Origin of the sequence: Lysinibacillus sp. NPDC056185, assembly GCF_047737915.1 — a bacterium.
Taxonomy (GTDB): Bacteria; Bacillota; Bacilli; order Bacillales_A; family Planococcaceae; genus Lysinibacillus.
The window spans coordinates 20,946-34,095 of the sequence record NZ_JBLLLQ010000004.1 but is presented as its reverse complement, the minus strand read 5'-3'; the positions used below and the strand labels follow the sequence as shown (position 1 = coordinate 34,095).

Here is a 13,150-nt window from a genome sequence, read left to right as displayed (position 1 = left end):
GGTTGGGAAATGGATGGTTAATTATTAGAGCTTAAGTTCAAAAGGAGGCATCTTTTCATATGTTTACAAAAAAGAAAAAATCGCATGTGTCGATTGAAATAAAAGATTATATATTGCGTGCGATTGTGGCAAAAGGTGCTGATCCGTCGCAATGGAAAGGCTATGAAATGCCGTTAGCACAGGGAATTGTTGAAGGATCTGTTATTCATGATGAAATGGAATTGTTTGATGTAATGAAAAATGATGTGGCAAAATGGGCTGGTAAAAAGCAAAATGCGCGTATTTTTGTACCGGATACTTCCGTTTTGTTAAAGAGCTTTGAGCATCCTGATGATATAGAGTGGAATGAATTAAAAGGTTATGTAGAGATGGAACTTGGTCATTCCATTCATCTTCCATTTCAAGAGCCTCTTATTGATGTGTATGACCCAAATCCTAGTGATGGACAGGCCATGCTATTTGCAGCACCTTCAGAAGAAGTTTCTAAAATGATTGGACTTTTACTCGATGCTACATTAGAACCACAAGCAGCTGATATTCGAGCATTGTGTAATATTCGTCTGTTAGAGTATTTGCAGTTAATAAAGGACAATCGAACTTATTTAATAGCGGATTGGTCAATCAATGAATTGTCGATAAGTATTTTTTCATTTGGTCAACTGGAGTTTTTACGATACCAATCATTTGATACAGATTTATCGGAATGGAAGCATGAAGAGATTGAAGAGTATCGTTTTTCTTATCATTCAGAAGTCGAAGATGAGTATCGTATGATTCTTACCGATCAAATGCTTGAAATCGATCGTATTATGAATTTTTTTAAGTTTTCCTTACATAAAGGTGAGAAAAGTGTAGATGAGATTATCATTTTAGGAGATAATCCACTACTTCCTACCATTAAAGAGTTTTTAGAAAATAATTTTTCGACACCAATTATTATGTTAAATGATTCAGTTATTCAAAAATCTTTCCCTCAATTTTCAGAGAAATTTGCAAGCTTAATTGGACTTGCATTAAAGGAGGTTAACTGATGGTACCAGAAATTAACCTCTTGCCGAATTTGGAGAAGAAGCATTCAACACCTACTTTAATATATGTAGTATTTATTATTCTTATTGGTATGATAGTAGGATATATGATTTTCTTGTTTTTCCAAGCAAAAAGTGATCTTACAAAATTAAGTGCACAGGAAGTGGAGCTTTCATCGCAACGAGAACAAATTCAAATGGAGTTAGATGGTAAGCAAAATGCGAACCAAGGCTCATTGGAGCAATCCGTACAATTTGTGGAAAATGTATCCTATCCTGTGACACCTTTAATGGATGAAACACAAGTATTATTACCAGAGCAAACGTATTTAAGGAACTATGTATTTGGTGAGAAAAAGGTTGAAATTACAGCTGATTTTGAAACGATGTCAGCTATATCATCTTATTTAGAAAAGCTAACTGCAAGCCTCTATTTCAATGATATACAGGTTGATACTATTTCTAATTTTGATGTTGCTATTGGAAACCAAGAGGAAAAAAGTGCAAAGAACAAGTTTAAGGACGTACCACGTTATTCGGCAACTATTACATTAGGAATTGATTTTAAATTTCTTGCTGGAGGTAGAGAATCATGACAAGTAGTAAAAATTCAACGATTCTTATCTTAACAGCATTCATTGCAGCCATTTTATTTGCGTTATATTACTATATAGTAACACCTCAATTAGAAGAAGTAGATGCGAAAGAAAGCTCAAATAATGCCATTCAACAAGAAATATCTACTATTCAGGAGCAGATTGCTTTACTTGAAAAGAATGGCAAATCTAATAGTACAAGTAACTTAACATTGCGTAAAAAAGTACCTCAAACTCGAGCTATTGATGAAGTCATTCGAAATATTGAAGAGATAGAAGTGGTGACGGGAACACGGGTAGAAGCTATGGACTTTAATAATTATGATTCCCTCGTAGCGGATTCTACTATTACAGATCCCAACTCGACAAATTCTGAGGAACAGGCTGATACAGAGCAATCTGCGACTGAAGCGGATGAACAAGCTGTTGCTAAGAATGATGAAACTCCTGAAGTGAAAGATAAAATACCAACTGCTACTTTTACTAAAGATTCCTTACCAACGGAATTAAAACTAGTAACATTTGATATTGATGTTGTCGCAATGGATAATAAAGCAATGGTTGAGTTTATAAAAGAGATTGAAAAAATTGATCGTGTGATGAAAATTGATGCGATCGATTTCACATTAACGGGTGAAGAAGCGAAATTCAAGGAGGACGCTGATTCAACCTTAAAAGCAACCATACAAGTAACGACGTTCTATTATGAAGGACAACAATAATCTAAATGGCGCGCATACTTAAATGTATGGGCGTCTATTAGTATAGGAGGACATAAAATGGAAATTGCTTATACAATTACAGTTTTAATATTTGGGCTTGTTCTTGGCTCATTTTTTAATGTGGTTGGCTTACGGGTGCCTTTGAAGGAGTCCATTGTGCGTCCACCCTCGCATTGCACTTCTTGTAAGAGACAGTTGACGGCGCTTGATTTGGTGCCTGTTTTTTCTTATTTATTTTTAGGTGGAAAATGCCGTAGCTGTGGGCAAAAAATTTCTTGGATTTATCCACTGATGGAACTTATAACAGGCCTATTATTTGCTTTCGCTTATTGGAAATTAGGCTTTAGTGCAGAATTTTTTGTAGCGCTATTATTTATTTCATTATTAGTCATTATTGTTGTGTCGGATTTTGCGTATATGCTTATTCCCGATAAGGTGCTATTATTCTTTTTACCATTGCTAGTTTTTGGACGCGTGATATCTCCTTTGTCACCGTGGTGGGACAGTATAGTTGGTGCTGTCGTAGGTTTTGGCATATTATATTGTATAGCTGTTCTATCAAGAGGTGGAATGGGTGGTGGTGATATTAAATTATTCTTTTTACTTGGTCTCGTACTCGGGACAATACATACAATTCTGACGCTATTTGTAGCGGCGGTAATTGGCATGATTGTTGGCATAATTGTATTAAAGGTACGCGGACAGGGAAGGAAAACGCCTATACCATTCGGACCTTCTATTGCTCTTGCAGCTATTATCATCTATTTCTATGGGGATGCGTTGATGAATTGGTATCTTGGGTTTTGGTAATTAATCAGTGATGGATTCCTTCAATGATTAATAGTCTTCACCAATTTGGCTTTTACAGGCAGTTATTGCAAGATAAAGATCATGGAGGGGATAGGGTGAAACCAATTATCGGAATAACGGCTTTTGCGGAGGATGATTTGTCCTCAAGATTAAATGCTGCATATAGCAAAAGTATAATTGAAGCAGGGGGAGTTCCACTTATAATTCCACTTGGCGTTGAAGAGGATGTAGCACAAATTTTATCATTGACGGACGGATTATTACTTTCGGGTGGCTATGATATACATCCATTCCTCTTTGACGCAGAACCTACACCGAAATTAGGGAAGGTTCATCCTGAACGAGATTCAGTGGAGCTTGCTTTAATTAATGCAGCCAATATTCGGAAAATGCCGATTCTCGGAATCTGTCGAGGGCTTCAAATACTAAATGTTGCGTTTGGAGGCACAGTCTATCAGGATATTGAAAGTGAGTATCATAGTAAAAAATTAATAAAGCATGTGCAACAAGCAGCGCGAGGTGTTGCAACACATTATGTAAATTTAACACCGGATACATTATTAAAAACGATTATTGAGGAAGAAAAAATTGCTGTGAATTCATTTCATCATCAGGCAATAAATGTAGTAGCAGAAAAGTTGAAAGTGGTAGCAAAATCAAGTGATGGTATCATTGAAGCGGTAGAGCATGTTGATTTACCATTTTGTCTAGCAGTACAATGGCATCCTGAAGAGCTAGCCATTGCAGGAGATGAAGTATCAAAGAAACTATTTGCTGCATTTGTAAAGGCAAGTTTAAAGTTTAAAGTAGAGGCATAAAACTTTATAAGCATTATTTTTTATCCAAGGCTAAGATAACCTTCGTGATGAACATGAATACAATGCTAGGTGTAAGGAATCCATTGTAAAGTGGGTTCTTTTTTAGTGTATAAAATAGCACTCAAAACATAAGAAAAAGAGGTATATGCTCATTTGTGAACATAATATCCTCTTTTTATATTTTAAAATTGAGATACTTTTAATGTACACGACGGTATAGACCTACAACATGTCCCAAAATAGAAACTTGATCTACGATAATTGGCTCCATTGTTGAGTTTTCAGGCTGTAAACGAAAATGACTTTTTTCCTTAAAGAAACGTTTTACGGTTGCTTCATTCTCTTCAGTCATTGCTACGACAATATCACCATTATCAGCTGTTGCTTTTTGTTTAACAATTACTAAATCTCCGTCTAAAATGCCAGCTTCAATCATTGATTCACCCATAATTTCTAGCATAAATAATTGATCTTCACTTGTACCATAAATATCTGGTAGTGGGAAATATTCATCGATATTTTCAACAGCAGTTATTGGAGAACCTGCAGTAACCTTCCCAACTAATGGGACATGAATAACATGTTGCTTTTGAATAGAATCCTCTGGCTCTAAAATTTCAATAGCACGTGGTTTAGTTGGATCGCGTCGAATCAAGCCTTTTTGTTCTAAACGAGCTAAATGCCCATGAACTGTTGAGCTTGAAGCAAGTCCAACTGCCTCACCAATCTCACGTACAGAAGGTGGATACCCCTTTGCTCGTACTTCTTCTTTAATGAAATCTAATATGGCCTCTTGTCTTTTCGAAACTTTTTTCATAATGGCTCACCTCTTTTTTTAATCATTCTACTTATTAATAGTATAACAGAATGCGAACACTTAAGCAAACATAGGTTCGAAAAGTGTTTGACAAAAACGTTTGTTCGTATTAATATGAGAACATATATTCCGAACAAACATTCTAGAAAAGGGGTTTTAAACATGAACTGGTTAAAGAAAAATCCACATATTACAACTTTATTAGGAGCTTGTCTACTTTTTGCGGCATACCTTTTTATAACAGACCCAGGCGATGTAACGTACACAGAAATTGAAATCGCACATGGTGATAGCTTATGGTCGTTAGCCGATCAATACCGTGGTAAAATGAAAACGGATGAATGGATTAAGCTTGTGAAAACAGAAAATGAATTATCGAACATACAAATTATTGCAGGCAAATCCCTAGTGATTCCAGTAGTGGGTGACCAATCCTATCCTATAAATTCAATTGAAATTGCGAGAAACGAAAAATGATGATGAATCAACAATCGGCTGTTGTCTATTGCCGTGTGAGTACAGAAAAAGAGACACAAAGTTCCTCGTTGGAGCGTCAGCAAGAGGAGTTGATGCGCTATGCTAAAGAACAGGGCTACGAAGTCAAGCATGTTTTTAAGGACAAGCATAGCGGTTATGATGTGGAACGTGAAGGTTTACTAGAAATGCTCGATTTCATTAAAGAAAAAGAGATAGAAGCATTATTTGTACAGGATGAAACACGCTTAGGACGTGGGAATGCTCGAATGGCAGTATTGCATTTATTGCAGAAAACTGAAACTGATGTTTTTTCTATGCGAGACGAGGGGCCAATACAATTAAATGAAATGGATACGATGCTCCTAGAAATCTTAGCAATCGTGGAGGAGTACCAGCGCAGAATCCATAATGCTAAAATACGTCGTGGCATGCGTCGTGCCGTTGAAAATGGCTATCGCCCAGAAAACAATTTATCTAATCGTGGAAATCCAAATGGTCAAGAACGTAAGGAAGTCCCTGTAGACGAAATTGTCAACCTACGTAATCGAGGCTTCACCTTTGAGGAAATCGCTATGACTCTTAGAGGTCTAGGCTTTGAAGTAAGCAAAGCTACAGTCCATAGGAGATATCGGGAACATCAAGAGGGAAGCGGGCAAAATAAAGTGACGTTTTAATCAGTGGGAGTTTTATCGTCCCGCTGTTTTTTTTTAAGGCACTAGATGTTGGTGAAGGGCCGAGAAGTGATGGATAGAATTGGAGAAGAGGTGGATAGAATCCGAAGTGACGGATACAGCCACCGAAGTAAAGGATAGAAGAACCGTAGAGACGGGTTTTACCATCAAAATGATAGGTACAAGGAAAAACTAAGTTCCATCTATCCTTAAGTAATAAATTAATACAAACTTTCAATAGTCACATTGTCTGGTAGTTTGAATGGATTTTCTTTATTTATTCTGTCATAAAACATGATCCCATTTAAATGATCTATTTCATGTTGCATTAAGATTGAACCGTATCCATTAAATTGAAATATGGCTTCTTGCCCATGTATATCGTATGCTTTGACTTTAATTCTCTCATATCTTGGAACAAATCCACTAACTCTTCTATTAACCGAAAGACATCCTTCCCCCTCAGGTAAATAAATCATGTTTAAAGAGTGACTAATGATTTTTGGGTTAATTAACATATATTCATGACTTTTATCTCCATCTTGAAAAAATGCAGCAAACATTCGTTTATTTAGACCAATTTGATTAGCCGATAACCCTGATCCAGGACGCAATTTGTGTTTTTTGGAAAGATCCGGATCTTGGCTATTTTTCAAGTATTGAAGCATGCATAATAAACTATCTTTATCATCTTCTGATACAGGTAACGTAACCTCTTGGGTATTCTTACGTAATATTGCAGCACTCTCTTTAACGAAATCTTTCATTGTTATCATATATGCTGGACGGAACTTACTCATATATAAACACCTCATCTACTTTTCTATTAAGAGCTTTAGCAATTTTAAAGGCTAATTCAAGAGTAGGGTCATACTTATCATTTTCAATACAATTAATGGTTTGTCTTACGACGCCACACTCCCTTGCTAGTGCCTCTTGAGTCATTCCTAATTTTTTTCTTAAAGCTTTAATAATGTTTTTCAGATTTATCCCTCTTTTATCTAAAGTATTGGACACCATTATAAGAAATAAATTCACAAATGTCCAACATATTGGACATTTTGGGAATGAAAGAAGAGAAGTAGCGAATTCTACTTCTCTTCCTCATAAATTCTCTATAATGTTGAAAAACATTTATATCATCTATTACTATAACTAAGTTTTCATTTTAATTAGCTCTATTTCGTTATTCCAGGTACCAATTTTCATCAAAAGGGAGATGGAGGGCTTTACCCACAGTAATGCCAAACTTTATAAAACCTCTACCTCTCGCAGTTATTATGTTGCCGTCTTGTACAACTAGTTCTTCAGAGAAATGATTAAAATCAAAGAAACCTAACTTATCCATACCTTCTGGTGATAATCCTACAGTATATTTTTTGTTCTTTAATACTCCAGCTTTTGCTAAAAGAGTTGGGCTGCTAGAGATGCTTGCAATGATCGCACCTTTGGCATTTGCATTTCCAATAAAATCAATTAATTTTTGCTCATGTATTAGTAAAGCTATATCCATACACCCAGGTAATATCAGGCTATCGATATCGTCAAGATTAACTTCACTTATTTGTTTATCGGCTATACAAGATAAACCAGATTCTCCTTTAATTTTTTCACCGTTTAATCCAACAGTTACAATAGGTTTATTTCCTTGCATTAATATAGATAATGCCACACTCAATTCATATTCACTAAATTGGGGATACAATAATACAGCGGTCTTTTTCATATAAATCTCTCCTCTAGAAATCGAAATAGACATAGTAGTAAAGGTTGATTTTTTAATCCCTAAAAGGATCTTATGCCCATTCCTCATCTAAGACAGCATAATAGTATTCGTCCCACCACTCATCTCCGTTTGGTATGCATTTTTTAAAATAACCCTCGCGCCTCATGCCGATTTTCTCCATTACTCGATAGGATGGGATGTTTTCTGGTTGGCATGTTGCAATAATTCTATGAAGTTTCATTTCTTTAAATCCGTAATCCAGTACAGCTTTTGCTGCTTCAGAGGCATATCCATTATTGTAATAGTTCGGATTCAATACCCAGCCAATTTCATATGTATGGTCACCAAAATATTGATGGAAAACAATATGACCAATAACAATATTTTCGCTTACTAAAATAATAGGGAAGTATTTTGCTTTTTCACCTCTATTTTCTGAAACGAACTTTTTAGCTTCTTCCTCATTAAAAACGCCCTCGGGAATATACTCCATCACATTTGGATTCGAAGTATATTCATAGACAGCTTGCCAATCTTGGACCTCAAATTCTCTTATTAATAGTCTTTTTGTTTTGATAAACATTTCATTTTTCCCCCAAGTCAAGAAATTTCACATTTGTTTTACTTTCTATTTATTTATCAGCTCATCAATCTTTTTATTCATTTTTTTTACTTCTGATTTGTTATATAGATAAAATAACAGCCAAATTAGAGTAAATAGCAAAACACTAAAGAATAGCATTAACATAGTTATTCCTATAGATGATGTAGGAAGCCAATTTAAAAATAGTGCAACAACAATAAAAGTACCTAAAGAAATTGCAAAATGGATAGCTGTTTGTAGTAAAAACGTTAAACGTTCTACTTGATAAATATATGATGGTAATACACAAGCAAGCCCCACAATAATTGAACCTAGAGATTGTTGTATAAAGTCTGCCGTAATAGCTTCTAAAAAAATATCTCCAAAAATCCAAGAACCAAAAAGATTAATAAAAACAAAAACTGTACAGCCCATACTTACGCCAAACGCTACATTTTTTAAAAAATGCACCTATATTAAACCCCCAAACGGTTTTTAAATTGCTTTCGATAATTACGAGAAATTACTTCTTTAATGCCTAAAACTAACTCAATTTCCATTGTTCCATTAAATGAGGCTTCAATATTTTTAACTTTTGTTAGATTTATAATTGCGGATTTAGAAATCCGTATAAAATCATTCCCTAATTGTCGCTCTAATTCATATAAAGGTTTATTCAATATGAGACGATTATTATCTACATCATATAAAGCTAATTCTCTTCCTTCCGTTCGAATAACAATTATTGAATTTGGATCAATGATATATGTTTTATTATTTGCTATCCCTGTTAAAATTTGTTCTTCTTGCTCTTGTTGTAATAAAGAAATAGCAGCTTGTATCGTAGGAGTAAGTTTTGCTGTACAAATTGTTATATGTGGCTCTTCATACTCTGAATTTATTTTCACCTCTATTTTCAGCTTTATCACCTCTCAAAAAATTATAGCATATACATCGTTTTGGAAAATGCAGGTCATTCTTTGAAAAAGGCATCTTACACAATCATAACAACATGTTACTCCAAACGTATTGTTGGGGTACATTTCGTTCGATATATTGAGTTCAGGTAAAAGGGGGCTATGGATATTATGAATGAATTAACTACTTCAAGTGAAAGAAATAAAACTGGTTGGATATTAGCAAGTATTTCAACTATGCTCACAGCGAGTATATTCCTTTGGTTCTATAATAATCCTGAAGGTTTTATTGAAAATGGAATTGGCTTTAGGACAGATGTATTTTCGAATATATTTATTTGGATTTTTACGCTTTTTATCATAACGGGATACATTGCTTATACACTCATTGCAATACCTTTTGTAAAAGCTCATTTATTGACTATTTCTTGGCTTAAGGTAATTGGAATATGGGTTGCCATTGTGACAGGAATAGTAGAAGAAGTTGTTTTCAGACATTTACTTATGGAATACTTATTAACTCTTGCATTGTCAGACGTGACACAAATACTAATTTCAGGGATACTCTTTGGAATTGCTCATGGTGTATGGGTACTTTTGAAAGGGGATTGGAAGTTTGCATTACCTGCTATTATAAGTACCACAATATTAGGAAGTCTTCTCGCAACGCTTTATATTGTAGCTGGACGAAGTACCTTTGCACCAATTGTAGCTCATATTTTAATTAATATGTTTATTGAACCATGGCTAATGTTATCTGCAGTTTCTGGAAAATGGGATGGTAAATAAAGAATAAATTGATTTTGTATGTATTATATCAAGGTTTCTAGCTTGTTTTATTAGTAGTTGCTGAAAAGATCGAAATATTGCGCGAACGAGGTATGGCATGAACTAATATTAAAATAAAGAAACTAGTGATCATAGATACTACTTACAAGTTATTAAGCTACCAAAATAACCAGGCGTTCATGAGTGGTGGGCACCTGTTTTTTTTGTGTTTATTCACCTTATAATCTTAAAAGACTCTTTTGCATAGTATATTCAAGAATTTTATTCATAATCAAAATGTGGAAATTATAATATCATCTGAATCTTTTATATGTCTTTATAAATACTTTTTGGCTGCTTATCTTCTGTTAAATCATCTTGTGAATATAAATTTTAGTTTTGGGTATATTTTATTACTATGGACTTTTTCTAAATCGCTAAACCAAATTCTATTCCCTCCAATGACTAACACCTTTTCCCGTTATCTAAGTTCTTTTTTAAAAATTAGTTCCCAGGTTCAATTCGGACGAAAAATGAACGAGATCTGGTTGTTGAAGCATTGGATCATGCTGTACAAGGATATAAAATCCGGCTCCAGGATTGATCATCATACCGATTAAAAAGAGATTGCAGCATTAACCCCAATCTTTTATCTTACACATTCTGGCACACGCTCGTCGTATGTATTAGCCCCAAATCAGCCCACTAGCCCCAAAAATAAGCTTTTTTTGCACTATCTTAAAGAATAAACTAGTGCTAGAAAGGTTGGTATAACTGCATTTCAAGGGAAAACATGCTATACTTTGCATACCATATTCATTAAGATATGTATTGAAAGGTGTGTAACTATGTTATCAAAAGAAAAAATTAACCGAATCAATGAACTTTCTGCTAAGGCTAAAAGTGGTACATTAACAGAGGCAGAAGCTAAGGAACGATCAGCGCTTCGTAAAGAATATCTAGATACATTTAGATCAACAATGCGTGATACAATTGAAAACGTAAAAGTGGTAGATGCTGAAGGAAATGATGTAACACCAGAAAAAGTTAAACAAGCGAAAAAAAATAAATTTCTAAATTAATGTGTCACATTTCTATAAAGTATGTAATAAAACGTTAATAGTATAACAAAACCATTGTTTTCTGAAGTAATGTTGACTAAACTGTATAAGAACAATATATAGGACGAGAAAGGATGTCACAAAATAATGACTCAACATGCGGATCAACTAGCGATTAATGCTATCCGAACTTTGTCAATCGATGCAATTGAAAAAGCAAACTCAGGTCACCCAGGTTTACCGATGGGGGCAGCGCCAATGGCTTATACGCTTTGGACAAAACAACTTCGCCATAATCCGGCTAATCCAAAATGGTTTAACCGCGATCGTTTTGTACTTTCTGCAGGTCATGGCTCTATGCTTTTATATAGCCTACTTCATCTAGGTGGCTACGGCTTACCAATGGAAGAAATTCAAAACTTCCGTCAATGGGATTCATTAACTCCAGGACATCCTGAATACGGTCATACTGTTGGGGTAGAGGCAACAACAGGTCCTCTAGGTCAAGGTATTGCTATGACAGTTGGTATGGCAATGGCTGAACGCCATTTAGCAGCTACTTACAATAAACCAGGACATGACATCGTTGATCACTATACATTTGCACTTTGTGGCGATGGCGATTTAATGGAAGGTGTAGCAGCTGAAGCTATCTCTTTAGCAGGTCACTTAAAACTTGAAAAGTTAATCGTTTTATATGATTCAAACGATATTTCTTTAGATGGCGATTTAGAAAAATCATTCTCAGAAAATGTTCAAAAACGTTTTGAATCTTATGGCTGGAACTATTTAAAAGTTGCAGATGGTACAGATGTTGCATCAATTAACGCAGCAATCGAAGAAGCTAAAAAATCAACTGGCAAGCCAACACTTATTGAAGTGAAAACTGTTATCGGTTTTGGTTCACCAAACAAATCAGGTAAAGCTGCTTCTCACGGCGCACCACTTGGTCAAGATGAAGTCGTTTTAACAAAAGCAGCATATGAATGGGCGCACGAGCCATTCCAAATTCCTGCTGAAGCATATGATACATTCGCAGCAGCTGCTGAAGTTCAAGGGGCACAACCTGAAGAAGCTTGGAATGCTAAGTTTGAAGCATATAAGCAAGAGTTCCCAGAATTAGCAGCACAATTTGAAAACGCAATGAATGGTCAATTACCAGAGGATTTCGCTTCAGAATTACCAGTTTATGAAGCAGGTAAATCAGTAGCAACTCGTTCATCTTCTGGAGATGCAATCAATGCCATTGCGAAGAAAACTCCATCATTCTTCGGTGGTTCAGCTGACCTTGCTGGCTCAAATAAAACAACGATGAAAGACGCTGGAGATTTCTCAGCTGACGATTATGCTGGCCGTAATATTTGGTTCGGTGTACGTGAGTTTGCAATGGGTGCTGCTATGAACGGTATGGCACTACACGGTGGTGTTAACGTATTCGGTGGTACATTCTTCGTATTCTCTGACTATGTTCGTCCAGCTGTACGTCTTTCTGCACTAATGGGTCTTCCTGTTACTTATGTATTTACACATGACTCAATTGCTGTAGGGGAAGATGGTCCGACACATGAACCAATCGAACACCTTTCATCTTTACGTGCAATGCCAAATTTATCTGTTGTTCGCCCAGCTGATGCAAATGAATCAGCAGTTGCATGGGAACTAGCAGTAGCATCTGAAAAAACACCAACTGTTTTAGTATTATCTCGTCAAAACTTACCTGTGCTTGACGCATCTATTGATACAGTACGTGAAGGTGTTACTAAAGGTGCTTATACAGTATCTCCTGCTACAAAAGAAGTGGCAGATGCCATTTTAATTGCAACAGGCTCTGAGGTTTCACTTGCAGTAGAAGCACAAAAAGCATTAAAAGCTGATGGTGTAGATGTGGCAGTTGTTTCAATGCCTTCTATGGATCGCTTCGAAAAACAAGATGCAGCTTACAAAGAATCTGTTCTTCCAAAAGCTGTAACAAAACGTCTTGCAATCGAAATGGGCTCATCATTCGGCTGGCATAAATACACTGGTTTTGAAGGGGACGTTCTTGCAATTGACAAGTTCGGCGCTTCTGCACCAGGTGAATTAGTAATGGAAAAATACGGATTCACAGTAGAAAATGTTGTAGCGAAGGTAAAAGCGCTATAATTTATAAAATACCG

At 35.6% G+C, this 13,150-nt stretch carries 17 protein-coding genes; 10 read left to right on the top strand and 7 right to left on the bottom strand.

Annotated elements, in window-relative coordinates; all coding sequences use genetic code 11:
• Positions 1-59: 59 nt before the first annotated feature.
• From pilM to ACMZ42_RS05565, 5 genes are all read left to right on the top strand, one after another.
• On the top strand, positions 60-1,031 hold the full coding sequence (gene pilM / locus ACMZ42_RS05585) for a type IV pilus biogenesis protein PilM (protein WP_402867972.1): 972 nt from the start codon (positions 60-62) through the stop codon (positions 1,029-1,031).
• The gene (locus ACMZ42_RS05580; RefSeq protein ID WP_415730860.1) at positions 1,031-1,624 is read left to right on the top strand and encodes a PilN domain-containing protein; all 594 of its coding nucleotides are present in this window, start codon (positions 1,031-1,033) and stop codon (positions 1,622-1,624) included. Before pilM ends, ACMZ42_RS05580 begins: the two co-directional genes overlap by 1 nt.
• Positions 1,621-2,346, top strand: a complete 726-nt coding sequence (locus tag ACMZ42_RS05575) for a potassium transporter (protein WP_415730859.1) — start codon at positions 1,621-1,623, stop codon at positions 2,344-2,346. Before ACMZ42_RS05580 ends, ACMZ42_RS05575 begins: the two co-directional genes overlap by 4 nt.
• Positions 2,347-2,403: 57 nt before the next feature.
• On the top strand, positions 2,404-3,156 hold the full coding sequence (locus ACMZ42_RS05570; RefSeq protein ID WP_415730858.1) for a prepilin peptidase: 753 nt from the start codon (positions 2,404-2,406) through the stop codon (positions 3,154-3,156).
• A 95-nt stretch (positions 3,157-3,251) separates the two neighbouring features.
• Entirely contained in the window at positions 3,252-3,974 is a 723-nt protein-coding gene (locus tag ACMZ42_RS05565; protein ID WP_415730857.1) for a gamma-glutamyl-gamma-aminobutyrate hydrolase family protein, read from the top strand.
• Positions 3,975-4,173: 199 nt separating this feature from the next.
• On the opposite strand, the gene lexA is transcribed toward ACMZ42_RS05565, so the two are convergent.
• Complete coding sequence (gene lexA / locus ACMZ42_RS05560; RefSeq protein WP_402867962.1) at positions 4,174-4,791, bottom strand: transcriptional repressor LexA; 618 nt, start codon at positions 4,789-4,791, stop codon at positions 4,174-4,176.
• A gap of 162 nt (positions 4,792-4,953) precedes the next feature.
• On the opposite strand from lexA, the gene ACMZ42_RS05555 reads away from it, so the two are divergent.
• The gene (locus ACMZ42_RS05555) at positions 4,954-5,268 is read left to right on the top strand and encodes a LysM peptidoglycan-binding domain-containing protein (RefSeq protein WP_370075080.1); all 315 of its coding nucleotides are present in this window, start codon (positions 4,954-4,956) and stop codon (positions 5,266-5,268) included.
• Positions 5,265-5,942, top strand: coding sequence for a recombinase family protein (locus ACMZ42_RS05550; RefSeq protein ID WP_415730856.1), 678 nt, complete (start codon positions 5,265-5,267; stop codon positions 5,940-5,942). Before ACMZ42_RS05555 ends, ACMZ42_RS05550 begins: the two co-directional genes overlap by 4 nt.
• A gap of 218 nt (positions 5,943-6,160) precedes the next feature.
• Here ACMZ42_RS05550 and def read toward each other — a convergent pair whose 3' ends face one another.
• The 6 genes from def to ACMZ42_RS05520 form a co-directional block, all read right to left on the bottom strand.
• Positions 6,161-6,739: a peptide deformylase gene (gene def / locus ACMZ42_RS05545; RefSeq protein ID WP_415730855.1), complete on the bottom strand. Its 579-nt coding sequence runs from the start codon at positions 6,737-6,739 to the stop codon at positions 6,161-6,163.
• Positions 6,732-6,923, bottom strand: coding sequence for a helix-turn-helix transcriptional regulator (locus tag ACMZ42_RS05540; protein WP_053594565.1), 192 nt, complete (start codon positions 6,921-6,923; stop codon positions 6,732-6,734). The genes def and ACMZ42_RS05540 overlap by 8 nt, the downstream gene beginning before the upstream one ends.
• A 202-nt stretch (positions 6,924-7,125) precedes the next feature.
• Positions 7,126-7,665: a DJ-1/PfpI family protein gene (locus tag ACMZ42_RS05535; RefSeq protein ID WP_415730854.1), complete on the bottom strand. Its 540-nt coding sequence runs from the start codon at positions 7,663-7,665 to the stop codon at positions 7,126-7,128.
• A 70-nt stretch (positions 7,666-7,735) separates the two neighbouring features.
• Positions 7,736-8,248, bottom strand: a complete 513-nt coding sequence (locus ACMZ42_RS05530) for a GNAT family N-acetyltransferase (protein ID WP_402867953.1) — start codon at positions 8,246-8,248, stop codon at positions 7,736-7,738.
• A gap of 45 nt (positions 8,249-8,293) precedes the next feature.
• Positions 8,294-8,719, bottom strand: coding sequence for a DUF3021 domain-containing protein (locus ACMZ42_RS05525; protein ID WP_415730853.1), 426 nt, complete (start codon positions 8,717-8,719; stop codon positions 8,294-8,296).
• Between the two features lie 5 nt (positions 8,720-8,724).
• A complete protein-coding gene (locus ACMZ42_RS05520) occupies positions 8,725-9,156 on the bottom strand; it encodes a LytTR family DNA-binding domain-containing protein (protein ID WP_415730852.1) in 432 nt (143 codons plus the stop codon).
• A gap of 180 nt (positions 9,157-9,336) precedes the next feature.
• Between ACMZ42_RS05520 and ACMZ42_RS05515 the strand changes: the two genes are divergently transcribed.
• From ACMZ42_RS05515 to tkt, 3 genes are all read left to right on the top strand, one after another.
• A complete protein-coding gene (locus ACMZ42_RS05515) occupies positions 9,337-9,954 on the top strand; it encodes a CPBP family intramembrane glutamic endopeptidase (protein WP_415730851.1) in 618 nt (205 codons plus the stop codon).
• An 827-nt stretch (positions 9,955-10,781) separates the two neighbouring features.
• Positions 10,782-11,015, top strand: a complete 234-nt coding sequence (locus ACMZ42_RS05510) for a DUF896 domain-containing protein (RefSeq protein WP_132363207.1) — start codon at positions 10,782-10,784, stop codon at positions 11,013-11,015.
• Between the two features lie 126 nt (positions 11,016-11,141).
• The gene (gene tkt, locus ACMZ42_RS05505) at positions 11,142-13,136 is read left to right on the top strand and encodes a transketolase (RefSeq protein WP_415730850.1); all 1,995 of its coding nucleotides are present in this window, start codon (positions 11,142-11,144) and stop codon (positions 13,134-13,136) included.
• The last annotated feature ends 14 nt before the right edge of the window (positions 13,137-13,150 follow it).

Bases quoted from the DNA above. Each gene is read 5' to 3' on its own strand.
- pilM (WP_402867972.1), top strand. From the start codon at position 60: ATGTTTACAAAAAAGAAAAAATCGCATGTGTCGATTGAAATAAAAGAT.
- ACMZ42_RS05580 (WP_415730860.1), top strand. From the start codon at position 1,031: ATGGTACCAGAAATTAACCTCTTGCCGAATTTGGAGAAGAAGCATTCA.
- ACMZ42_RS05575 (WP_415730859.1), top strand. From the start codon at position 1,621: ATGACAAGTAGTAAAAATTCAACGATTCTTATCTTAACAGCATTCATT.
- ACMZ42_RS05570 (WP_415730858.1), top strand. From the start codon at position 2,404: ATGGAAATTGCTTATACAATTACAGTTTTAATATTTGGGCTTGTTCTT.
- lexA (WP_402867962.1), bottom strand. From the start codon at position 4,791: ATGAAAAAAGTTTCGAAAAGACAAGAGGCCATATTAGATTTCATTAAA.
- ACMZ42_RS05555 (WP_370075080.1), top strand. From the start codon at position 4,954: ATGAACTGGTTAAAGAAAAATCCACATATTACAACTTTATTAGGAGCT.
- ACMZ42_RS05550 (WP_415730856.1), top strand. From the start codon at position 5,265: ATGATGATGAATCAACAATCGGCTGTTGTCTATTGCCGTGTGAGTACA.
- def (WP_415730855.1), bottom strand. From the start codon at position 6,739: ATGAGTAAGTTCCGTCCAGCATATATGATAACAATGAAAGATTTCGTT.
- ACMZ42_RS05535 (WP_415730854.1), bottom strand. From the start codon at position 7,665: ATGAAAAAGACCGCTGTATTATTGTATCCCCAATTTAGTGAATATGAA.
- ACMZ42_RS05530 (WP_402867953.1), bottom strand. From the start codon at position 8,248: ATGTTTATCAAAACAAAAAGACTATTAATAAGAGAATTTGAGGTCCAA.
- ACMZ42_RS05515 (WP_415730851.1), top strand. From the start codon at position 9,337: ATGAATGAATTAACTACTTCAAGTGAAAGAAATAAAACTGGTTGGATA.
- ACMZ42_RS05510 (WP_132363207.1), top strand. From the start codon at position 10,782: ATGTTATCAAAAGAAAAAATTAACCGAATCAATGAACTTTCTGCTAAG.
- tkt (WP_415730850.1), top strand. From the start codon at position 11,142: ATGACTCAACATGCGGATCAACTAGCGATTAATGCTATCCGAACTTTG.